This window comes from Corallococcus sp. AB049A (assembly GCF_003668885.1).
Lineage (GTDB): Bacteria > Myxococcota > Myxococcia > Myxococcales > Myxococcaceae > Corallococcus > Corallococcus interemptor.
The window spans coordinates 1-20,687 of record NZ_RAWL01000124.1 but is presented as its reverse complement, the minus strand read 5'-3'; the positions used below and the strand labels follow the sequence as shown (position 1 = coordinate 20,687).

The window sequence follows — 20,687 nt, the reverse complement described above, 5'->3', positions numbered from 1 at the left end:
CAGAACCCACCCCGCCTGGCGTGCCGGAAGGCAGGCGGCCGGGCGTGGTCCGGCGGACGCTCCAGGAACTTTGCTGTTCCGAGGGCTTTACAAAACAGGAGCGGGCCCCCAACATGTCAGTAAATCGGTCAAGAAGTGCTTGTAAAGGGACCCGCATGGGGCGGGCCCGGTTGACCGACGCAGGGCGTCCAAGGGGACGCGAGCCGCTTTCGGCCGTACACCCCGTGAATGGAGCGCCAAGGAGCCGGACATGAGCCACGACGAGAGCACGTACCTGGACGAGGGGCGGGACGACCTGGAGCTGACGGCCGAGGGCGAGTTCGGACGGACGGTGAAGCCGGTGGAGCCCACCGATGACCGGCGCTGGGGTCACCTGGATGAAGAGGCCTGGGGCGGCTGGCACGTGGCGGAGTGAGGCCCAGCCCCCGCGGCCCGTGGCCTGCGCGGGGGCCTTCGTTGACGAACCTGTCGGACACTCGGACAGGTTGGGGAGTCATCACTCCCGGACGCTGATGCAGTGCGCTGGATGCCATGACGCTCCCCGACTTCGAGCGGGTCGAGCCTGGCGGACGCGGGGCCCCGGAATGACCGGTGGCGGACCCTCCAGGAGTAAATTCGTAAATACCTGAACGGTCCTGCGGAAAAGCAGGTGTCTGTAGGTGCCGCGTGGCGTCCGGAGCGGGCGTGGCGCGGTGATCGCCTCCACGCCGCGTGAGGGCCCCGGTCGGGCCGGACACGTTGCTTTCACGGCCTGAAACCCGACATCCTCCAGGCATACGCGACAGGAACTTCGGGAGACGGCGACGCGGGCCCGTGTGCACAGGGGCGCTGCCGGGGCTCCAGGGCGTCGTCGCGACAGGATTGGCGGGCAGGCAGCATGGGCCCACCCACCATGCGGGAGCGCGGATGAAGCAGACGGCCTGGGCAGTGGAGCGCGACGCGGAAGGCGGCCGCGAAGTGCTGCTGCTGGTGACCCTGGAGGCCGAAGCGGAGACGCCTCGGGCCCCGGTGGCGGTGAACCTGGTCATCGACCGCAGCGCGTCCATGCGGGGCGCGCCCCTGGCCGCGGCGGTGGAGGCGGCGCGCGCGCTGGTGGAGCGGGCGGGCCCGAAGGACTACGTGGGCCTGCTCACCTTCGACGCGGACGCGGAGCAGGTGCTGCCCGTGCGCGCGATGGAGCCCAACGCGAAGGCGGCCTTCCTGAAGACGCTGTCCCGCCTGGACTCCGGTGAGGGCACCGCGCTGCACGAGGCCGTGGAAGAGGGCGCGGAGGCCGTGCGGCGCGTGCTGGTGCCGGGCGCCCGGCCGCAGCTGCTGATGCTCACGGACGGCGAGCCCTCCGTGGGCCCCACCGCGCTGGGCGAGTTCAAGGTGCTGGGCCAGCGGGTGCACGACTCCGGCGTGGCGCTGCACGCGCTGGGGCTGGGCAGGCACTACCTGCCGGAGATTCTGGAAGCCCTCACCGGCCCGTCCGGCACGGGCTTCACGCACGTGGACGACGCGGAGGGGCTGCCGCTGGCGGTGGGCGCGCTGGGCGCGGAGCTGTTCGGCGAGGTGGTGGCGGACGCGCGCGTGTACGTGCTGCCCACGGGCTTCGCGGACCTGCGCTGCCGCCACCGCTACCCGTCGCGCGTGGAGGGCGACGCGATGAGCGCCGCGTTGGGGGCGGTGTCGCACGCGTTCCCGCGCCGCGTCCTCTTCGTGGGCGGGCTGGAGAAGGCGGAGTGGAACCTCACCGTCAACGCCTCGTACACGGAGCACGGCGACACCCGGCGGGTGTCCGTGCCGGTGACGCGCCTGCTGCCGGACAGCGACGAGGGCCGCTTCGTGCGCGCGGTGTCCGCGGAGCTGGAGCTGGTGTCCTGCGAGGCCGCCGCCTGGAAGGCGCTCTCCCGCCGTCAGCAGGACGCGGCCGAGCGGGCGCTCGAGGGCGCGGACAAGGGGCTCTACAAGCTGGCGCGCCTGGGCTCCGCGGAGGTCCCCGCGCAGCGGCACGTGGACCGGCTGGCGGACCTGCGCCGCGCGGTGGAGCGCCGGGCGGCCCAGCCGTCCGCCCTGGGTGTGCGCCGGGCGCAGTCGGAGGTGTCGCGCATCACCATGAGCCGCATCGGGCCGGCGCTCCCGGCCCCGGCTCCCGCCCGCGCGGCCCTGCCCGCCGCCGCGAACGGCGGCGCGCCCCCGGCGGGGGCCCTGGACGGCGCGGCGATGCTGCCCTGGAAGACGGGCAACACCGAGTCGTAACCGCCCGGAGTCCTTGAGCGTATGGAGAGGGCGCGGGGGCCGGCGTGGCCCCTGACGCCGGGCGTGCGGGCGTGCGGAATGCCCGGCTGCCCGGAAGGTTGAGTGCACCCTGTGGGGACGCATCCCAGGTAGCACGGCGTTTCCAGGTGGATTAACGGGAGTCGCATGACGCATCCGTGGAGCAAGAGGTCTGGAAGCCGGCTCGGTGGGCTGGGCGTGGTGGGCGCGTTGCTCCTGGCGACGTGGGCCCAGGCCGCGCTGCCTCCCACCGCCGTGGGCAGCACCGCGCCGGACGAGGGCGACCCGCGCCTGGAGGGCGCGCTGCTCCTGGACGTCACCCAGGTGAAGGCGGGCGGCGACTTCCGCGTGGGCGTGCGCCTCAAGCTGGACCCGGAGTGGCACGTCTACTGGAAGAACCCGGGTGACTCCGGCCTGGCCACGGACGTGTCGTGGGACATCCCGGGCGTCACCGTCGGGGATTTGCGCTGGCCCTTCCCCAGCACGTTCCGCACGCCGGACGGCTTCATCACCACGCACGGCTACCACGACGAGGTGCTGCTCTTCGCGCCCGCGCACGTGTCGGAGAAGGCCGACGGCACGCTGAACGTGGCGGCGGCGGTGGACGCGCTCGCGTGCAAGGTGCACTGCATCCCCGCGCAGTTGGTGCTGACGCGCACGCTGCCGGTGGGGCCGGAGACGGTGCTGGACCCTGAGTTCGCGCAGCAGTTCGACGCCTCGCAGGCCCGGGTGCCGGCGCCGGTGGGGACGCAGGGCGCGCCGCGCGTGGCGCTGACGCTGGAGGGCGCGTCGCTCACCGCGGGCAAGCCGTTCACCGGCAAGCTCACCGTGACGGGCGCGGACGGCAAGCCCTTCGCGGGCGGCGTGGAGGAGGACTTCTTCGTGCCCGGCCGCATCGCGGGCGTGGATACGGTGGCGCTGACGCAGACGGCGCCGGGGACGTTCGCGCTGAAGGGCCAGGCGTCGTCGATGGTGCCCAAGGTCGAGCCCCGGCTCACCGGCTCGCTGCGCCTGGGCACGAAGGCCACGGGCTATACGGCGGTGGACGTGGACACGGCGCTCGCGCCGATGGTGGCGGCGGCCGGTGCGGTCGCGGGCCCGGCGCCCCTGAAGCTTCCGTCGGTGAAGGACGCGATGGGCAAGGTGCAGCCCGCGGTGGCGGCGGCGCCCGTGGCGGCCGAGTCTCCGCTGGGCCTGGGCGTCGCGCTGCTGTTCGCGTTCCTGGGCGGCGCGCTGCTCAACCTGATGCCGTGCGTGTTCCCGGTGCTGGCGCTCAAGGCGTACGGCTTCACGCGGATGGTGCAGGAGGAGAAGGGCAAGGTGGCGCCGCACGCCGCGGCGTACGCGGGCGGCATCCTGGCCACGATGCTGCTGCTCGCCGGCGCGGTGCTGGCGGTGCGCGCGGGCGGGGCCAGCGTGGGCTGGGGCTTCCAGTTCCAGGAGCCGCTGTTCGTCGCGGGCGTGAGCGCGGTGCTGGTGGCGTTCGCGCTCAACCTCTTTGGCGTCTACACGCTGGGCGCGGACGGCACGGCGCTGGCGGGCAAGGTGGACCAGAGCCACGGCCTGATGCGCAGCGCGGGCGAGGGTGTGCTGGCGGTGGTGCTGGCCACGCCGTGCTCGGCGCCGCTGCTGGGCACGGCGGTGGGCTTCGCGTTCGCGGCGGGTCCGGCCACGGTGATCGCCGTGTTCATGGCGCTGGGCCTGGGCCTGGCGCTGCCCTTCTGCCTGCTGGTGCTGGTGCCGGGGCTGGCGAAGCGGCTGCCCAAGCCGGGCATGTGGATGGAGCGCGGCAAGCAGTTCCTGGGCTTCGCGCTGCTGGGCACGACGGTGTGGCTGGTGTGGGTGATGGGCGGGCTGGCCGGCGTGGACGGCATGGCGCGGCTGTTGGCGTTCCTCATCGCGGTGGGCCTGGTCACGTGGCTGTATGGCCAGTCGCAGGGGCTGGAGGGCGGACGCCGGGGCGTGACGATGGCGCTGGCGGCGCTGGTGCTGGTGGGCTCGGGTGTGGTGGCGCTGCGCTTCGAGGAGGCGCAGGCGTCCGTGGAGACGCGCGGCGCGGTGGCGTCGTCACACGGTGGGGCGCAGGCGTGGGACGAGGCGGCGGTGACGGCGGCGCTGGCGGCGGGGCAGCCGGTGTTCGTGGACTTCACGGCGGACTGGTGTCTCACGTGCAAGTTCAACGAGCGCACCGTGCTGTCGCGCGATGATGTGCGGCAGGCGTTCCTGAAGCACAACGTGGCCTTCTTCGTGGCGGACTGGACGCGGCGGGACGCGCGCATCACCACGAAGCTGGCGGAGCATGGCCGCGCGGGCGTGCCCATGTACCTGGTGCTGAGCCCGGGTGCGCCGGACAAGCCGGAGGTGCTCAACGAGCTGCTCACCGCGGACAGCGTCATCCAGGCGGTGCAGCGTGCGGCGGAGTGTGGGTCCCCGTTGAAGGGGGGCTCGGTGGTGTGTGCCCGGCCTTGAGCCGGGATGTTGTTCGTTCGTGCGCAGCGTTCAACTCACTGGAGGTTCCGTCATGAAGCAGGTCTTCACGGCATTCGCTCTCACCGCGGCGTTCGTGTCCGCGCCCGTCTTCGCTGCTGACACCGCGGAGGTGGGCAAGCCCGCTCCGGCGTTCACGCTGAAGGACGAGGCGGGCAAGGCCCACTCGCTGTCCGAGTACAAGGGCAAGGTGGTGGTGCTCGAGTGGACGAACCCGGAGTGCCCGTTCGTGAAGCGGCACTACGAGGCCAAGACGATGCAGAACACGCAGAAGGGCTTCGACGCGAAGAAGGTGGTGTGGCTGACGGTGGACTCGTCCTCCACGCACAACGCGAAGAGCGCCGCCGAGTGGAAGAAGAAGGAGGGCTTCAGCCAGCCGGTGCTGCTGGACACGGACGGCACGGTGGGCAAGAGCTACGCGGCGAAGACGACGCCGCACATGTACGTCATCGACGGTGAGGGCGTGGTCCGCTACGCGGGCGCCATCGACAACGACCCGCGCGGCAAGGAAGCCACCAAGGTGAACTACGTGCAGACGGCGGTGGACTCGCTGCTCAACGGCAAGCAGGTCGCGACCCCGACCTCCGAGCCGTACGGCTGCTCCGTGAAGTACAAGAGCTGAGCCGCTGTCCGTCGTGAGGTCCCAGGCCCGTGTCCCTGTGAGGGGACGCGGGCTTTCTCAGCGTTGCCATTGTCATTTTTCTTCGGGAAATTTCGTACCACCATGCCCGCTGCCGTCCATCCCATGCTCGAGCCTGGCCGCGTCTACCGGACGAAGGAGTTGGCTACGTGGGGCGTGAATGCGCCCCGGCTGGCCCGGCGATTGGTGGGCGAGGGCGTGCTGATTCCCCTCGCGCATGGGCTCTACGCCTGTCCGAAGCGAGGGCGCTTTGGCGTGGTGGCGCCGTCCGACGAAGCCATCATGAAGGCGTTCCTGGAGGGCAGCCCGTTCGTCTTCACCGGGCCGGAGCGGTGGAATGCGCTCGGGTTGGGGGCCACCGCGGTCTTCGCTTCGGCGCTCGTCTACAACACGAAGCGCTCGGGCCGCTTCGAGTTGGGGGGCAGGACCTTCGAGCTGCGGCGGGTGGCCTTCCCCCAACCGCCGACGCCGGAGTGGTTCGTGGTGGATCTCTTCGAGAACGCCGTGAGTGCTGGCGTCGTGCCCGCTGCGCTGACGCGTGCCTTGGCGCGTTTGCTGAAGCGCGGCGCGTTCAACGCCCGGCGGCTTGGAGAGATGTCGGAGCGGTTTGGTAGGCAGAGCACGCGTGAGTGGATTCGCGAAGCGATCCGCTCCGCCTCTGCATGACCTTCATCCACGACGACCCTGAGTTTGATCAACTGCTACGAATCGTCGCTGACAAGCGGCGGCTCTCCCTTGCGCTCACCGAGAAGGACTACTGGGTGACCCACACGTTGTGGGCACTGCATGACGCGGGCTTCGAGGTCTGGTTCAAGGGAGGCACGTCGCTCTCGAAGGGCTTCTCGCTCATCCAGCGGTTCTCGGAGGACCTGGACCTCAAGCTGGAAGCGGGGACGGTTGACCTTCCCGGGGTGACGGATTGGAGCCGCACGGGAGTGGGAGCGACGAAGGTCCGCCGGGCGTACTTCGAGGCCCTGGCTGAATGCATCCAGGTTCCTGGCGCGCGGACGGAACTGGATGTCGATGGAGCGGACCGGTACTGGCGCTCCGCGAACGTGCGCATCCTGTATCCCGCGCAGCATCTGGGAGGCATGGCGGGCGTCCTGCGTCCCTTCGTCCTCCTGGAGGTCGGCAACGCGCGAGTGACGCCCTTTGTCCGGCGCGACATGGCGTCATTCGTCCACGAGGAGCTGGAGGCCCAGCGGCAGCTGACGGACTTCAAGGACAACCGCCCCAGGGCCGTGCGGTGCGTGCATCCCATGGTCACGCTGCTGGAGAAGGTGGATGCGCTCCAACGTCGGCTCCAGAGGGAACCGCTGGAGCCTGCGACCTTCGTGCGCCACTACGAGGACGCGGCACGCATCATCGCCGCCGAGGATGCGCTACCACCTCTTGCTGACTACCCGGACGTCCGTGCGCTGGCCGAGGAGATGATCCGGCAGAAGCAGATTGTGGCACCTCCGGCCGGTGATTCGCGGCACTTCCTCCCAGGTGGTGAAGGTACTGCAGCCATCCAAGAGGCCTTCGAGGCGATTGCCCCGATGTTCTGGGGACCGCGTCAGACGCTGGATGAAGCCGTGGCGGTCATCTGTGCCTGGCTCACCCGGTTTCATTCCGCGTCGCGGTGGGCGTAGTCCGGGCCCAGGCCTTCGATGCGGTAGGCGTTGCCGGGATAGGTGCGGTTGAGCGTCGTATCCAGGGTCGAGGGGTAGCGCTCCAGGGAGACGTGGCGTTTGACCCGCTTGCGCAGCTTGAGCGCGCCTCGGACCAGGCCTCCGACCCAGGCGGGTGGGGATTCGAACTGGATGGCGGGCAGCAGGCGCCGGGGCACCAGGCTCAGGCTGATGGGGGCCACCAGTGGACGCAGCGGGCGCGGCACCCAGCCGGCGAGGATGTCCACGGTGGATTGGGCCACCCGGTGGCTGGCTTCGTTGGGGACGAACTCGCGCGCCTCGTAGTCCCGGATGAAGGCGTCGTAGGCGGGCTTGTCCTCAGGGAGGTCCTTCAGGCCCATGCGGCGGCCGATCTCGCACCAGTAATGGAACCAGGCCTCCTGCTCGTGCCCGGTGAAGGGACGCCAGCCGTACTCCTTCATCCACTGGATGGGGAAGTCGATGAACGTCCACAGCACGAAGAGGAAGTCCTCGTTCGGGATGCGGAAGAAGGAATGGATGTGGTTCATCTGCTCCAGGGAACGGCGCCCTGCCTCTCCCTCCCAGCCGCACTCCATGAACCGCGCGATGAGCAGCCGCGTGTCGTCGTAGCGCTTCTGGCCCCGCTTGTTGAACTCACCCGTGCGGTCCAGCAGCCGTGAGACGGAGCGGCTGCCGTACGTGTGGAAGAGCGCGATCTCCGTGGACCGCACGATGTCGAACGGGAACTCGTAGTTGGTCAGCAGGTGCACGATGCGCTGGCAGTCGCGCCGCGCATCCAGGGAGGCGATCTCCTGGCTCACCTCTGGCAGTCGCGCTCGCCAGAAGGGCTTCCGGTAGACGGGCCCGGGCACGTGAGCGGCGGAAGGCTTTCCCGCGCCGCTGAAGGGGCAGCCCGTGGCATCAGCAGGAGAGACCGGGGGGGGCATGGCGGCTCCGGGAAGCGAGGCGACTGGCGATGCTACCCCGCTCCGTGGCGCCTTGTCGGGGGATGGGACGCGCCGGACCTTGTCCTGGAGGGCAGGACATCCAGACAGGAGACGCGACATGGCCAGCAACAAGGGGCCGCCGGTGAGAGGGCCCGAGCGCACGGACACCCACAGCGCGGAGGAACTGGAGCGCGAAGCCAGACACCAGCGCCCGGGCACCGAGCGCGGCGACGTGACGGACGAGGACGTAGGCGAGGACCGCATCCTCCAGAAGGGCATTGGCGGCTACGGCGCGCAGAAGGGCACGGAGCCCGCGAGGGAAGCACCACCGCTCAGCGACGACGGCGAACGGTAACGCCATCCACCAGACAGCGGGCAGGGCCTCCGCGGGCCTAGAGTGCCGCCATGGCCTCTGCCCGCCTCGTGCGTTCCTGCTGTGTGCTGGTGCTGTTGTTCTTCGCGATGCCAGGCATGGCCCAGGAGGTCGCTGCTCCGGATGCGCACGCGTGGCTCGCGGGGCACAACGCGGAAGCGGTCCGCATGAACCAGACCGCGATGGGCATCCTGTTCGGCTGGGCGGTGCTGAACATCGGCACGGGCGTCGCGGGGCACTTCGCCAGCGAGGGCGAGACGCAGGCCTTCTTCCAGGCGAACGCGGCCTGGAACGTGGTGAACCTCGTCATCGCGGGGCTCGGCTATCACGGGCAGGCGACGGCGGATCCGGCCTCCTGGGACCTGGCGCGCAGCCTGTCCGAGGGGCAGCGGATGGAGAAGGTGCTGCTCCTCAACGCGGGCCTGGACGTGGGCTACATCGCCTTCGGCGGGCTCCTGTGGGAGCGCGGGCTGCGCAAGGACTCGGCGCGCCTGCGGGGATGGGGCAAGGGCGTGCTCCTGCAGGGCGCGTTCCTGCTGGTGTTCGACGGCGTGTTGACGTTCCTCAACGCGAAGCTGAACGGGGAGCTCACGGCGCGCCTGGTGCCCGCTCCGGATGGCGTGGGCTTGATGCTGACGTGGCCGTGAGCCTCAGACGCTCGCGTGCCATTCGAGCCCACCGGGCAGGGGCCGCGACGCGAACTCCAGGTGGATGACCCGGCGATGCGCGGGCGTGCGTGCCGGTGACGAGGCGTGCAGCAGCAGGGGCCGCATCACCAGCAGGCCGCAGCGGGGCACGAGGCAGTCCACGGGAGCACCGCGTTCGAGCCAGCCTGGGATGCTGGATGAGGACAGACGTCCTTCACGGTGCGAGCCCGCGAGGACTCGCACGGGGCCGTTGTCCTCGCCGCAGTCGTCCAGGTGCACTCGCACCGCGACCATGTCCTCCAGCACGGACGTGGGCGGCTGCACGCAGGGCACACCGGCCTTCTCCGACCAGGGGCCGCAGCCGGGCACGTCGCGGCGTTCACGCACGGCGACGGTGAGGTCCTGATGCCAGATGACCTTCCAGTTCGCGTCCGGGGTCTTGTCGAACAGCAGGCCTCGCACCGCGAAGCAGTGCGGACCCAGGACGGACTCGGCCACTTCGCGCACGGGCGCGGAGCGGGCCAGCTCCCGCACGGCGGGCACGTTCTCCAGCAGGTTGCGCACGCCTCCACGCCGCTGGGCGGCCGTGGCTTCTTCGCTCACGGCGCGCAGTGCGTGGAGCGGGGCGTCCGCGGTGTCTGGTGGGATTCCGCGCGGGAGGATTGCGAAGCCCTCGCGCTCGATGCGCGCGGCCAGCTCCTCCGAGGTCATGTCGTGCGCCGTCGATGCGGACATCGCGGCGCACAGCATAACGGCTTCAGGCCGCCACCGGCTCACGGCGGTGGCGGGCCCGGGCGGAGACGTCCTTGCGGCGGCCCTTGCGCAGCACGTCCAGGTGGACCTCCTCCTCGGAGGCGAGCGCCATCAGCCGCTGCAGGTCATCCACGCTGTTGACCGGCCGGCTGTTGATGCCGAGCAGCAGGTCGTCCGGCTGAAGACCGGCGTCATCCGCGGGCGTGCCCTCCTGCACCTTCAGCACGCGCACGGCTCGCGGTTGTCCGGTGTCCTTCGCGAGCGCGGGCTCCAGGTTCACCGCCGTGGCGGCGATGCCCAGGAACTTCCGGTCCACCCGGCCGCGCTGGATGAGCAGGCTCGCGACCCAGGCCGCGGTGGTGGCGCTCACCGCGAAGCCAATCCCCTGCGCGAACGGCAGCACCAGCGTGTTGAGCCCCACCACGCGCCCGCGCGTGTCGAGCAGCGGCCCGCCGGAGTTGCCCGGGTTGATGGCGGCGTCCGTCTGGAGCATTCCCTCCAGGATGACGCCGTCGGGCAGCGTGATGGAGCGGTTGATGGCGCTCACCACGCCCAGCGACACCGACTGCTCCAGACGGAAGGGATTGCCAATGGCCATCACCAGCTGCCCCACGCGCACCGTCTCCGGATCCGCGAGCGGCAGCGTGGGAAAATCATCTCCCTCCGCGCGCACCACCGCGAGGTCCGTGGGGGCATCCCCGCCCACGAGCGTGGCCCGGCGCTCCTCGCCGTTGTGGAGCTGCACGGTGAGCCGCTTGGGCGTGCGCATCACCACGTGACGGTTGGTGAGCACGTAGCCGTCCGGCGTGAGGAACAGGCCGGTGCCGTGGCCCCGAGCGTGCTCCACGCCCACCACCGCCGGAGCCGCGCCGGCCACGAGTCCTTCCAGGTCATCCGAGAGCTGCTGCAACAGTTTCATGGCCGGCTCCTTTCAAGAACGCTTGCCCACGGTGATGGGCACCTCGCGCAGCTCGCCCGCGCGCAACACCTTCGCCTGGATGGACGTGCCCACCTTCTCGCCGCCCAGGTAGCCCAGCAGGTCCTCCACTCCGTTGAGCGTCTGGCCGCCCAGGCTCACCAGCACGTCGCCCAGCAGCAGCCCGGCCTTCTGCGCGGGGCCGTCCGGATCCACGGAGAGCAGGATGAGGCCCGCCTTGGTGCCGTCGATTTCGCGCGGCAGGCGCACCGGGTAGGCGCCCACGCCCATGTAGCCGCGGCGGATGCCGCCGTGCTCGCGCAGCGAGTCCGCCACGCGCGTCAGCGTGCCGCCGGGAATCACGACCGCGGCGGTGTGCGAGAAGGCCGCAGTGGGGATGCCCAGGAAGCGGCCCTGCGCGTCCACCAGCGCGCCGCCGGAGAAACCCGGAGGCAGGTCGGCGTCGGTCTCCAGGTAGCGGTCCACCTGGCCGCCCGCGTGCGTGCGCCAGTCGCCGCCGGACGCGCTGACGATGCCCAGCGTGGCCCGCGCCGTGCGGCCCGGGCGGCCGATGGCGAGCACGATGTTGCCGACCTTCACGTCATCGAGCGGCGCGGGCGTGAGCGCGGCGAGGCCGCTGGCGTCGGCCTTGAGGAGCGCGAGGTCGGTGCTCGGGTCACGGCCGACGAGCTCGGCGGACACCGAGCGGCCGTCCGCGAGGCCCACCTGGATGGAGCCTTCGTGTTCGACGGCGTGGCTGGTGGTGAGGATGTGACCGTCGGCATCCCAGACGACGCCGCTGGCGCCCCGGCGACGGCGGGCCTCCACGCGGACGAGGGAGGGAGCGATGCGCTCGACGACGGTGGAGATGGACTGCGAGAGGGACTGGAGGGCGTCGGTGGACATGGCGTGTTCCTTTCGAGCCAGAAACTAAAGGGCTCGAAATCGCGCCACATCGGCGGACCGGGCAGGATGGCGACCTACCCGTTCAGGCAGGTCCCCGGTGCTTCGGGCAGGAGGCTTCAGCCCACCTTGCGGAAGCGCTCGTAGCGCTCTTCCAGATAGAGCTTCTTGGGCTGCAATTCCTTCGCGCGCGGCAGCTGGAGCGTCTTGCCCACGAAGCCCTTCAATGCGTGCTCCAGCGTGGGGCCGTCCCGGGTGGCGAGCAGGCTGGGCGCCAGCTCGATGACGCCGTCGGGACGGAAGCCCATCAGGTTCGTGTCGAAGGCGCCGTGGTGGAGCCGGCAGAGCGCCAGTCCGTTGGGGACCTCCGCGTGGCCGCGTTCGTCGCGGTCCGGGAGGATGTGGGCGCCGTCCAACAGCTCCGTGCGAGGAAACGCGCAGACCGCGCAGCGGTGGTCGTAGGCGCGCAGGACGTGCTGGCGGAAGGCGGCCTGGTGCAGCCGCTTCTTGGCCTGCACCGTGGTGTAGCGCCGCTCCAGGGGCAACAGCTTCGCGTCCGCGACGAAGCGCTGTTTCACCATCTCGGGATCGGAGGCCATGACGTGGAAGGAGCGCGAGGCGAGGTCCACGTCGGAGATGTAGACGGGCCACAGGGGCCGGTAGAAGCCGGGCTCGATGCCGTAGAAGTAGATGAGCGGTGCGTCCAGTTGCTGTGCGCGCACGAGCCGGCGGTTGTCTCGCGCCTCCACGTCCGTGCCCTGGAACTTGTAGAGGAAGGCTCCGTCCGAGGCGATGTTGTCATCGTCGTAACGGGCGACGCGGGTTCCTCGCGGCACGGTGGTCTTGATGGACAGCGCGGTCTCCTGCATCTGCCGGGGCCAGAAGATGCCGCGCGTCCGGTTGGCGAACAGGTGCTGCTCGCCGTGGAGCTGGAAGCCCTCCGCGATGCGCTCCCACGACAGCACTTCTCCATGCCGCTCCACCAACGCGTCCAAGGCGTTGAAGGCCGCCACTCGGATGGCCTGGTCGTTGTCGGAGGGCGTGGGCACGGGTCCACGACCAGGTTACCAGGCTCAGCCTCGTTCGAGCAGGGCGCCACCCGGGCCGAAACCCAGGGACAGACACAGCACGCGGCGTCCCTTCACCTGGGGCGCCCGTCGCGCGGACTCGGCCGCCAGCTCCGCGTCGTTGAGCACGAGCACCGGTCCTCCCGTGTCCGGCAGGCCTGACTGGGCGAGGATGTCCGGGACCAGGGACGCCGTGCCCTCGAAGCCGTAGGTGCAGCCTCCGGGCATCAGGTCCTCATCCAGCGGACACGGTAATGCCAGACACAGCGCGTCCGGTGGCTCACTTGTTCCCTCCGCGAGGAACGTCCGCAGCGCTCCCGCGATGAACGCCACCGTGTCCCGGATGTGATGGCCGTCAGTGGGACGCGGCTGCCCGATGAACAGCGGCGGCAGCGTGGAGAGGTTCCGTTCCATCACCCGCGTGGTGCCAGGACGCGCGAGCTTGATGCTCGTCTGGCCCACGTCCACGCAGAGCGGACTTCGCGCGCCCTGGGCCTCCAGCATGCGCAGCCCCGCGCGCACGGGAGCGAAGCGCGGTGACAGCGCGATGTGCACCGGGCAGCGCAGCGATGCCGTGGCCTCCCTCACCGCCGCGGGAAAACCGTCCAGCTCCGCCAGGCCTCCGCTCAGGTACGCCGCGTCCGGTGCGTGCTGCTTTCCCAGCAGGAAGAGCGCTTCCGCCAGCGGCAGCATCATCCGCGCGGAGAGCGTGGCTCCAGGCACTCCCGCGCGCCGGTCCTCCTCCACCCACGGCGAGCCCAACACCTCCCACAGCTCGCGCCCGAACACCGGCAGGTTCCAGACCTCCAGCGGCGAGACACCGGCGGGGTGATGCCGGCGAGGACTCCACCTGGATGCACTCATGCCACGAGCCCGGCGATGCGTTCGGCCGCGGTCCTCGCGCCATCATTCGCTCGGTAGGACCGGGAGATCTCCGCCACGCGGTCCCGCATCGGCGACTTCGGTTCGAGCAATCGCGCGATGGCCTCGCGGCATGACTCCACCGTGAGGGTCCTCGGGTCCCTCGCGAGCCCGGCTCCGGACTTCTCCAGGAAGTGCGCCTGCACCGGCTGGTCGTTGCACACCGGCAGCAGCAGCATCGGCACGCCCGCCGTCATCGCCTCCATCACGGAGTTGGCTCCGCCGTGGGAGATGAACGCCGACGCTCGCTCCAGCACCTGACGCTGCGGCGTGTAGCGGACCGCCACCACGTCACCGGGGAGCGTGCCCGGGAAGTCCGTGTCCGCCAGCTCGCCCGCGCACAGCACCAGCGACACGCCGAAGGGCTTCGCCGCCTCCGCGATGAGACGGAACAGCTCCGGCTGATACGAAATCTGGCTGCCGAAGGACACGTACAGCACTGGCTTCGCGCCCAGGCGCTCCCAGGGGAAGGGCACCTCGTCGCCTCGGGGTTCGGGCGGAATGGAGGGCCCCACCAGCAGCGTGTCCGGGGGCACTCCCGCGTCCGGGCCCAGGAAGGCCTCGGTGGCGAAGATGACGTTGAGCCGGGGCGACAGGCACTCGCAGGTGCGGAAGCGCGCGTCGAAGCGGTGATGGCGGAACAGCGCCTGCCGGTCGTCCTTCAAGGCCCGCACGTTGCGCAGCAGGGGAATCTCCGGCCGGGGCTCCAGCAGCGTGAGCGCGGAGGACACGCCCGCCCAGGGGATGCCCTCCGCGTGCGCCGCCAGCACCGCCGCGTACTGCATCCCGTCCAGGGCCATCACGTCGGGACGGAAGGCGCGCACCACCTCGCGCACGGGCTCCAGCATCGCGGGGACCGAATCCAGGAGCAGGCCCCGGATCCATTTCCCCAGCGCCACGTCATCGAGCACCAGCTTCGCCAGCGCCTCGCCTCCCGTCTCGATTCCCGGCGGCGCGGCTTCGACGTGCGGCAGCCGCAGCACCTCCACGCCCAGGGACTCCAGCTGCGGCGCGGGTTCCGGGATGCACAACCATCCGACGGTGTGCCCCAGCCGGCGCAGCCATTGGGCCACGCCGACCATCGGGTTGAGGTGGCCCTTCTCGGGTGAGGTGGCGATGAGGACTCGGGACATTCAGGAGGGCGCCTCGGCGTGAGCCTGGAGCATGGCCAGGGACATGAGGCGCATCAACAGCCGATCCATCGGACCGGCCTTCGGGTCATCCGGTGGCAGGCGCATGTAGCGCTCCAGCAGGCCCTGCACCGCCCGCGAGTCGATGACTTGGAGGGGTTCCAGCCGGGCAGGAGACAGCCACGCGCGATACAGCTCCAGCCAGCGGGACCGCACCGGGCTGGAGAGGGCGGTGTGCCCGTACCGGGGTGTCTTGCGCGCCAGGCGGACCTCCTCCGGAACCAGCGACCGCACGGCGTGCCGGAACAGCCACTTGCCGAACCCATCCCGCGACAGCACGGCCTCCGGCAGGGCCAGCGCCACCCGCGCGAAGCCTTCATCCAGGTACGGCGTGCGGACCGTGAGCCCATGGGCCCGGGCGCCCCGCAGCTCGGGCGGGAGGATGAGCTCGGTGAGCACCCACCGGGCGTATCGCAGCTCCTCGGACGGGAGCGCATCCGGCGAGGGCAGCTCCCACGGCGCGGTCACCAGGTTGTCCACAGGGGGGCGGCGCGGGGCGTGATCGCTGTCTTCGTCCTCGGAAACAGTCCTCAAGTTGTCCACAGGTGGGGAGCCGTCGCGAGAACCCACGGTTTGATCGGAACCCCGGTCCCCGGAGGGAATGGATGGCTTTGATTCCTGATCGCCACGCCGGGCCCCGGCCCGCGGCGGTCCCGAGTTGTCCACAGCCCCGGCGGCTGTCTCATGATCGTGCGAGCCGGCCCGGAACGGCGCCCCCGAGTTGTCCACAGCCACCAGGACCCGCGCGGCCAGGGCCCGGTCCTCGTCCACGCGCGCCTTCGCGGAGGCGAGCACCCCCGGCGTGCCCTGGAGCACTTCATCCGCGCCCGCGCCGCTCAGGAGGACGGGGCCCGCGCCCTGCCGCCGGGCCTCCAGATAGAAGACGTAGCTGGCCACGGCCCGGGCGTTGAGGATGACCGTCTGGTTGGCGAGGACCGCGTGCTCGAACAGGTCCGGGAGCACGGCGTCCGGGATGTGCACGTCCACCAGCTCCGCGCCCGTCACCTTCGCCATCCGCCGCGCGTTGCCGCGCTCCACCGCGTCCGCGAAGTGCACGTCCATGGTCCACGCGCGCACCTTCCCGGGAGCATGGCGCGCGGCCATCGCGCACAGGGCCGCGCTGTCCACGCCGCCGCTCAGGCTGACTTCGTGCGTGCCCGCTTCGACATGGGCTCGCACGGTGTCTGACCAGGCGGACAGCAGCCGCTGCGTGAGCCCTTCCTCGTCCCGTGCGTCGAGTTCCCGGGCGACTCGCGGCAGGGCCACGCCGATGGGCTCCGACCCTGGCCACAGGCCCGCGTTGGACGCGCGGGCATGCAGCAGCAGGTCGCTCACCGCCCGAGGAGACAGGCCACGCGCGGGAGACACCTTGGGAGGGTGGGTCGGCATGCGGTCCGCATCATAGGGGCACGAGAGGGTGCGATATCCTCCGAAGGCGAACAGGGAAGGGCGGGATGATGCGGGACGATGCGGTGGACGTCGTGTTGCGGGAGCGCTTCGGTCTGGAGTCCTTCCGGCCCGGGCAGCGTGAAGTGCTTACGGCGTTGCTGAAGCCCCAGGGCTCCGCGCTCGCGGTGTTCCCCACGGGCGGTGGCAAGTCGCTGTGCTACCAGCTGCCCGCGCTGCTCCTGGACGGGCTCACGGTGGTGGTGTCACCGCTCATCGCGTTGATGAAGGATCAGATCGACGCGCTGGAGCGGCGGGGCATCCGCGCCGCGCGGCTGGACTCCTCCCTGTCGCTGGAGGAGTCGCGCGAGGTGACGGAGTCCCTGCGCGACGGGACGCTGAAGCTGCTCTACGTGGCCCCGGAGCGCTTCAACAACGAGCGCTTCATGGGGCTCTTGAGCGAGCTGTCCATCTCCCTCTTCGCGGTGGACGAAGCGCACTGCGTCTCCGAGTGGGGCCACAACTTCCGGCCGGACTACCTCAAGCTCGCGCAGGCGGCCCGCACGCTCCAGGCCGAGCGCATCCTGGCGCTCACAGCCACGGCCACGCCGCAGGTGGTGCACGACATCTGCGAGGGCTTCGGCATCCCGGAGTCGCAAGCGGTCGTCACCGGCTTCTACCGGAACAACCTCACGCTGGAGACCACGCCCACGGGGCCGGAGGCGCGCGATGCGCTGCTCGTGGAACGGCTCAAGTCGCGCCCGCCCGGCTCCACCATCGTCTACGTCACGCTGCAGAAGACAGCGGAGCGCGTGGCGGCGCTCTTGAGCGCGGAGGGCCTGCCCGCGAGCGCGTATCACGCGGGGCTCGAATCCGAGGATCGTGAGCGGGTGCAGGAGGCGTGGACCCACTCCGCCAAGGGCATCGTCGTGGCGACCATCGCCTTCGGGATGGGCATCGACAAGGCGGACGTGCGCGCCGTGTATCACTACAACCTGCCCAAGGGACTGGAGAGCTACAGCCAGGAGATCGGCCGCGCGGGCCGTGACGGCAAACCCTCCGTGGTGGAGCTGCTCGCGTGCCCGGACGACGTGCCCACGCTGGAGAACTTCGCGCTCGGGGACACGCCGCTGCCGGAGGCGCTGACGGCGCTGGTGAAGGAGCTGTTGGGCTCGGGGCCGGAGCTGCACCTGGACCTGTACGCGCTGGGCAACCGCCACGACCTGCGGCCCCTGGTGCTGCGCACGGCGCTCACGTACCTGGAATTGGAGGGCGTGCTGCGCCAGGGCACGCCGTACTACGCGGGCTACAAGGTGCAGCCGGCGGGTTCGGTGGATGCGCTCGTGGGCCGGTTCCAGGGGGAGCGCGCGCGCTTCGTGCAGGAGCTGTTCGCGCACGCGAAGAAGGGGCGCACCTGGTACACGTTCGATGTCACCGAGGTCGCGAAGGCGTTGAATCAGCCGCGCGAACGGGTGGTGAAGGCGCTCGACTACTTCCAGGAGCAGGGCTACGCGGAGGTGCAGGTGGCCGAACCGCGCCAGCGCTTCACGCGGCTGCGCGAGCACGAGGACGCCAAGGCGCTCGTGGCCCTGTTGCAGGAGCGCTTCCAGAAGCGCGAGGCCCAGGAGGTGTCCCGCGTGCGCGACGTGCTCCGGCTCGTCACGCACGACGGCTGCCAGAGCAACGCGCTGGTGGCCCACTTCGGTGAGCACCGCGAAGCGCCGTGCGGCCACTGCACGTACTGCCGCACGGGCGTGGCGCGCGTGCTTCCGCCACCGCATCCCCGGCCGGAGCTGCGCGAACATTTGGACGCGGCCACGTTCCGGTCGCTCGTGACGAAGCACCCGGAGGCGCTGGGGCATCCGCGTCAGGCGGCCCGCTTCCTCTGTGGACTGAGCAGCCCCGCGCTCTCCAAGGCGAAGCTCAGCGGGCACAAGCTCTTCGGCGTCCTGGCTGAATATCCGTTCGCCCAGGTGCTGTCGTTCTGTGAAGGCTCAGCGGAGCGCGGCCCGCAGGCTCGGTGAGAAGGGCGGCAGGGCAGCCCGGAGCGTCTTTCCGGCCCCTTCGCGGATCGCGCGACGGAAGGGGGCATCGGTGAGCGCCCAGAACCGCAGCTCGCGCCCGAACTCCGCGTCGAGCCGCGCGGCCTTCTGTTCATCGACCCCGAGCGTGGTCGCGAGGCCCTTCAGGACGTCGGCCTCATCGAGACCGCTGAAGGTGGCGGCCACGGTTTCGGAAGACGTCTGACGGAGCGCCGGCTCCAGCTCCGACACGCCCGGGAGCGGAGCCTCAAGGCACGCCTTCGCGTTGACGAGGCCCGCGCCCCAAGCGAGCTGGCTCTGGGGCCAGGTGTCACGGGTGGCGCGGAGCACGTGGCGGAAGACCCGCGCGAGCGTCGCCCCGCCCTGGTATCGCGCAAGCAACGCATCCCGGCCGTGGTGCGCCAGCCAGAGTGCCGCGATGCCCGCGACGATGGCCGTCGCATACGAAGTGCCGCTGCTCTGCTCGACCTTGTCGACGGGCTGCGCGGTCCAGACGTTCTCGCCCGGGCCGGTGGCGTCCACCGCCTTGCCATAGGCGGAGTGGGCCCAGGGCTGGGCGCTCGCGTTGCACGCGGCCATCGCGACGACCTCGGCGTAGGCGCCCGGCCAGACGACGATGGGGCCCGTGTAGTTGCCCGCGGCGGCGATGACGATGATGTTCGCCTGCACCGCCTGCTGGATGGCCCGGTGCATTCCGGCATTGGGCAGCCACCCCAGGCTGATGCTGATGACGTGGACGCCCCGCTGGATGGCGAACCCGATGGCGTCGCGCAGCCGGTCGGCGCCCACGTTGAACAGCACGGGCGCGGGGACGAACAGCGTGGGCTTCGCGACGCGCAGCGGGATGACCTCGGCCTTCGGCGCGATGCCATCCACGAACAGCGTCCCATCCGCGTTCGGGCCGTTGTACGGGCTGGACAGGACGCTCGCGGTGCCCAGCCCGTGGCCTCCGCCCGGGTTCTCCGTCGTGGGGTCGTCGTCGATGAAGTCCCAGCCGAGCCTCGGCGTGAAGTTCGGTCCCAACTCGGGGTGGGGCAGGTAGCCGCTGTCCGGATGCCCGATGAGGATGCCTGCGCCCTGGCTCGCGCCGCCGGGCAGCAGCCACGCCTGGTCCGCCTTCACGAAGCGCAGGCTCCAATCACAGTCATTCGCGTTGAACGTCCGCGCCGTGTCCCCGGCTGGACCCGGTTCCGCGTAGACCGCCTCGAACGCCGGATCCGCATCCTCCACACCCGGGTCCGCCTGGAGCCGGCGTGCCAGCTCCCACGCCTGCGCGGGCTCGATGATGCCGGGCGGGAGCAGGTCGAACGCACGGCCGGTGGGCTCATAGGGCGCCGGGCGGATGATCCACCGCTCCGCTCCGCCGAGCGCCGCCACGGCCCTCTCCAGGGCGGCCCGGTCGAAGCCCTCCCGGAGGAGGACGTCGAGGGCGCGGAGCTTCGTGGACTCGAACTGCTCGGGCGGTGGTGCCATGGCGCACCTGTACCCCTGGGCCTTCGTGAGGGGCTACAGTCCCCCAGGGCGGTGCGGGCGTGAACAGCTGGACGTGACCATTCGCGCAGGCGCAGGCGCTCTGTGAGGCACAGGGGCGCAGCGAGTGGTCACACCGAGGTCACTGGGAAGTCGTAGGTCTGCTGGAGCGCCTTGCGCAGCTCTTCGTCCTGGCAGAGTTTGTCCACGACCGATGCAAATGAGCATCCTGCGGCATGCACATCGCGCGCAGGGAATGCCTCGGAGGCCAGTGCGCTGTTGTGCTTCGCGCCCAGGCAGACCTGTTCCTTGGGCTTCCTGACCTCATCGAGCGTGTGCCGCTCTTGCTCCCAGCGTTGGAACTGGTCGGCGTCTCGCCCACCGTAATGGCGCTCGCAAAGACGGATGGCCACACGGGTGTTTTGGAAAAGCCAGGCTTCAATGCTGTAGAATGGGACGATCCTCTTGAGGCGATTCATCCGCTGGCGCGCTTGGGCTTCGACTTCCTGCTGTGTGAAGGGCGCGGCGGTTTTTGCTGCTTGCGCCGAAAGGCTCCCGACGAGCAGCGCGTAGACCTTCGCCTCAATGATTTGCTCGAACTTCTCCTCGTTCTCGCTGGAGGAACGTTCAGACCAGGGACGGTCTCCATCGAAGTGGAAAAATACCCAGCCCTGCTCAAGCATGAGCTGTGTTGCCAAAGTCTGGACCAGCGCCACCTGGTTGCGGCGGTCACGAGCCTTGTCACTCTTCCAGACGTTCGCATGAAGGGCTCTGAGCGCTTCATTGCTGCGAACAGGTTCGAAGGAAAGGCGGGCAGGCTGCGGAACCTGTCAACGTGAGTGAGACAGCGAGTTCGTGAGATTACTGCGCAACCTCCAGTGAGTTGGCCAACCGGGCGGGGTTGTTGATCCAGACGGCACTCGGTAGCGTCTGCGGCTTGGGTGGGCCGCGAGGGAAGCGCTCGGGGTGAGCGGCGTAGGCGGCGGAGAGCACGGCGGCCCGAGCCGCGATGCGCCTGGCGGCCAGGCCGTGGTGCACGTCGTGGGGCGTGA

At 70.4% G+C, this 20,687-nt stretch carries 19 protein-coding genes and 1 pseudogene; 9 read left to right on the top strand and 11 right to left on the bottom strand.

Features of this window, described 5'->3' with window-relative positions:
* The first annotated feature begins 250 nt into the window (after nt 1-250).
* From D7X55_RS43360 to D7X55_RS15865, 6 genes are all read left to right on the top strand, one after another.
* Nucleotides 251-415, top strand: coding sequence for a hypothetical protein (locus D7X55_RS43360; protein WP_158616167.1), 165 nt, complete (start codon nt 251-253; stop codon nt 413-415).
* Nucleotides 416-906: 491 nt separating this feature from the next.
* Complete coding sequence (locus D7X55_RS15885; protein ID WP_120547189.1) at nt 907-2,241, top strand: VWA domain-containing protein; 1,335 nt, start codon at nt 907-909, stop codon at nt 2,239-2,241.
* A 165-nt stretch (nt 2,242-2,406) separates the two neighbouring features.
* Nucleotides 2,407-4,728 carry a protein-disulfide reductase DsbD gene (locus tag D7X55_RS15880; protein WP_120547190.1) on the top strand — a complete coding sequence of 774 codons (2,322 nt, stop codon included), beginning with the start codon at nt 2,407-2,409 and terminating at the stop codon, nt 4,726-4,728.
* Between the two features lie 52 nt (nt 4,729-4,780).
* On the top strand, nt 4,781-5,368 hold the full coding sequence (locus tag D7X55_RS15875; RefSeq protein WP_120547191.1) for a redoxin domain-containing protein: 588 nt from the start codon (nt 4,781-4,783) through the stop codon (nt 5,366-5,368).
* Nucleotides 5,369-5,470: 102 nt separating this feature from the next.
* A complete protein-coding gene (locus tag D7X55_RS15870; protein ID WP_120547192.1) occupies nt 5,471-6,052 on the top strand; it encodes a hypothetical protein in 582 nt (193 codons plus the stop codon).
* Complete coding sequence (locus tag D7X55_RS15865) at nt 6,049-7,020, top strand: nucleotidyl transferase AbiEii/AbiGii toxin family protein (RefSeq protein ID WP_121723477.1); 972 nt, start codon at nt 6,049-6,051, stop codon at nt 7,018-7,020. The genes D7X55_RS15870 and D7X55_RS15865 overlap by 4 nt, the downstream gene beginning before the upstream one ends.
* Here the strand turns inward: D7X55_RS15865 and D7X55_RS15860 are convergent.
* Nucleotides 6,996-7,967: an oxygenase MpaB family protein gene (locus D7X55_RS15860; protein WP_158626374.1), complete on the bottom strand. Its 972-nt coding sequence runs from the start codon at nt 7,965-7,967 to the stop codon at nt 6,996-6,998. The genes D7X55_RS15865 and D7X55_RS15860 overlap by 25 nt on opposite strands.
* Nucleotides 7,968-8,085: 118 nt before the next feature.
* Here D7X55_RS15860 and D7X55_RS15855 point away from each other — a divergent pair, with 118 nt between their 5' ends.
* Nucleotides 8,086-8,322, top strand: a complete 237-nt coding sequence (locus D7X55_RS15855; RefSeq protein ID WP_120547195.1) for a hypothetical protein — start codon at nt 8,086-8,088, stop codon at nt 8,320-8,322.
* A gap of 50 nt (nt 8,323-8,372) precedes the next feature.
* Nucleotides 8,373-8,987, top strand: coding sequence for a DUF6992 family protein (locus D7X55_RS15850; protein ID WP_121723475.1), 615 nt, complete (start codon nt 8,373-8,375; stop codon nt 8,985-8,987).
* Between the two features lie 3 nt (nt 8,988-8,990).
* Here the strand turns inward: D7X55_RS15850 and D7X55_RS15845 are convergent, their stop codons facing one another.
* The 7 genes from D7X55_RS15845 to D7X55_RS15815 form a co-directional block, all read right to left on the bottom strand.
* Nucleotides 8,991-9,722 carry a phytanoyl-CoA dioxygenase family protein gene (locus D7X55_RS15845; RefSeq protein ID WP_233609866.1) on the bottom strand — a complete coding sequence of 244 codons (732 nt, stop codon included), beginning with the start codon at nt 9,720-9,722 and terminating at the stop codon, nt 8,991-8,993.
* Between the two features lie 22 nt (nt 9,723-9,744).
* A complete protein-coding gene (locus D7X55_RS15840; RefSeq protein ID WP_120547197.1) occupies nt 9,745-10,659 on the bottom strand; it encodes a S1C family serine protease in 915 nt (304 codons plus the stop codon).
* Nucleotides 10,660-10,671: 12 nt separating this feature from the next.
* On the bottom strand, nt 10,672-11,562 hold the full coding sequence (locus D7X55_RS15835; protein ID WP_121723474.1) for a S1C family serine protease: 891 nt from the start codon (nt 11,560-11,562) through the stop codon (nt 10,672-10,674).
* A gap of 116 nt (nt 11,563-11,678) precedes the next feature.
* A complete protein-coding gene (locus D7X55_RS15830) occupies nt 11,679-12,608 on the bottom strand; it encodes an HNH endonuclease (RefSeq protein ID WP_121723473.1) in 930 nt (309 codons plus the stop codon).
* Between the two features lie 24 nt (nt 12,609-12,632).
* Entirely contained in the window at nt 12,633-13,490 is an 858-nt protein-coding gene (locus D7X55_RS15825) for an ROK family protein (RefSeq protein WP_121723472.1), read from the bottom strand.
* Nucleotides 13,487-14,680, bottom strand: coding sequence for a glycosyltransferase (locus D7X55_RS15820; RefSeq protein ID WP_121723471.1), 1,194 nt, complete (start codon nt 14,678-14,680; stop codon nt 13,487-13,489). The genes D7X55_RS15825 and D7X55_RS15820 overlap by 4 nt, the downstream gene beginning before the upstream one ends.
* The gene (locus D7X55_RS15815; RefSeq protein ID WP_121723470.1) at nt 14,681-16,126 is read right to left on the bottom strand and encodes an asparagine synthase C-terminal domain-containing protein; all 1,446 of its coding nucleotides are present in this window, start codon (nt 16,124-16,126) and stop codon (nt 14,681-14,683) included.
* A gap of 65 nt (nt 16,127-16,191) precedes the next feature.
* Here D7X55_RS15815 and D7X55_RS15810 point away from each other — a divergent pair, with 65 nt between their 5' ends.
* A complete protein-coding gene (locus D7X55_RS15810) occupies nt 16,192-18,147 on the top strand; it encodes an ATP-dependent DNA helicase RecQ (protein ID WP_304988893.1) in 1,956 nt (651 codons plus the stop codon).
* Here the strand turns inward: D7X55_RS15810 and D7X55_RS15805 are convergent.
* The 3 genes and pseudogenes from D7X55_RS15805 to D7X55_RS44650 form a co-directional block, all read right to left on the bottom strand.
* Nucleotides 18,118-19,638, bottom strand: a complete 1,521-nt coding sequence (locus D7X55_RS15805) for a S8 family serine peptidase (protein ID WP_121723469.1) — start codon at nt 19,636-19,638, stop codon at nt 18,118-18,120. The two genes, D7X55_RS15810 and D7X55_RS15805, sit on opposite strands and share 30 nt — an antisense overlap.
* Before the next feature lie 128 nt (nt 19,639-19,766).
* Nucleotides 19,767-20,351, bottom strand: a complete 585-nt coding sequence (locus D7X55_RS15800) for a hypothetical protein (RefSeq protein ID WP_121723468.1) — start codon at nt 20,349-20,351, stop codon at nt 19,767-19,769.
* Between the two features lie 145 nt (nt 20,352-20,496).
* Nucleotides 20,497-20,687 (bottom strand): annotated as a pseudogene (locus D7X55_RS44650) (IS3 family transposase); the annotation flags it as partial.

Bases quoted from the DNA above. Each gene is read 5' to 3' on its own strand.
- D7X55_RS43360 (WP_158616167.1), top strand. From the start codon at position 251: ATGAGCCACGACGAGAGCACGTACCTGGACGAGGGGCGGGACGACCTG.
- D7X55_RS15885 (WP_120547189.1), top strand. From the start codon at position 907: ATGAAGCAGACGGCCTGGGCAGTGGAGCGCGACGCGGAAGGCGGCCGC.
- D7X55_RS15880 (WP_120547190.1), top strand. From the start codon at position 2,407: ATGACGCATCCGTGGAGCAAGAGGTCTGGAAGCCGGCTCGGTGGGCTG.
- D7X55_RS15875 (WP_120547191.1), top strand. From the start codon at position 4,781: ATGAAGCAGGTCTTCACGGCATTCGCTCTCACCGCGGCGTTCGTGTCC.
- D7X55_RS15870 (WP_120547192.1), top strand. From the start codon at position 5,471: ATGCCCGCTGCCGTCCATCCCATGCTCGAGCCTGGCCGCGTCTACCGG.
- D7X55_RS15865 (WP_121723477.1), top strand. From the start codon at position 6,049: ATGACCTTCATCCACGACGACCCTGAGTTTGATCAACTGCTACGAATC.
- D7X55_RS15860 (WP_158626374.1), bottom strand. From the start codon at position 7,967: ATGCCCCCCCCGGTCTCTCCTGCTGATGCCACGGGCTGCCCCTTCAGC.
- D7X55_RS15855 (WP_120547195.1), top strand. From the start codon at position 8,086: ATGGCCAGCAACAAGGGGCCGCCGGTGAGAGGGCCCGAGCGCACGGAC.
- D7X55_RS15850 (WP_121723475.1), top strand. From the start codon at position 8,373: ATGGCCTCTGCCCGCCTCGTGCGTTCCTGCTGTGTGCTGGTGCTGTTG.
- D7X55_RS15845 (WP_233609866.1), bottom strand. From the start codon at position 9,722: ATGTCCGCATCGACGGCGCACGACATGACCTCGGAGGAGCTGGCCGCG.
- D7X55_RS15840 (WP_120547197.1), bottom strand. From the start codon at position 10,659: ATGAAACTGTTGCAGCAGCTCTCGGATGACCTGGAAGGACTCGTGGCC.
- D7X55_RS15835 (WP_121723474.1), bottom strand. From the start codon at position 11,562: ATGTCCACCGACGCCCTCCAGTCCCTCTCGCAGTCCATCTCCACCGTC.
- D7X55_RS15825 (WP_121723472.1), bottom strand. From the start codon at position 13,490: ATGAGTGCATCCAGGTGGAGTCCTCGCCGGCATCACCCCGCCGGTGTC.
- D7X55_RS15820 (WP_121723471.1), bottom strand. From the start codon at position 14,680: ATGTCCCGAGTCCTCATCGCCACCTCACCCGAGAAGGGCCACCTCAAC.
- D7X55_RS15815 (WP_121723470.1), bottom strand. From the start codon at position 16,126: ATGCCGACCCACCCTCCCAAGGTGTCTCCCGCGCGTGGCCTGTCTCCT.
- D7X55_RS15810 (WP_304988893.1), top strand. From the start codon at position 16,192: ATGATGCGGGACGATGCGGTGGACGTCGTGTTGCGGGAGCGCTTCGGT.
- D7X55_RS15805 (WP_121723469.1), bottom strand. From the start codon at position 19,638: ATGGCACCACCGCCCGAGCAGTTCGAGTCCACGAAGCTCCGCGCCCTC.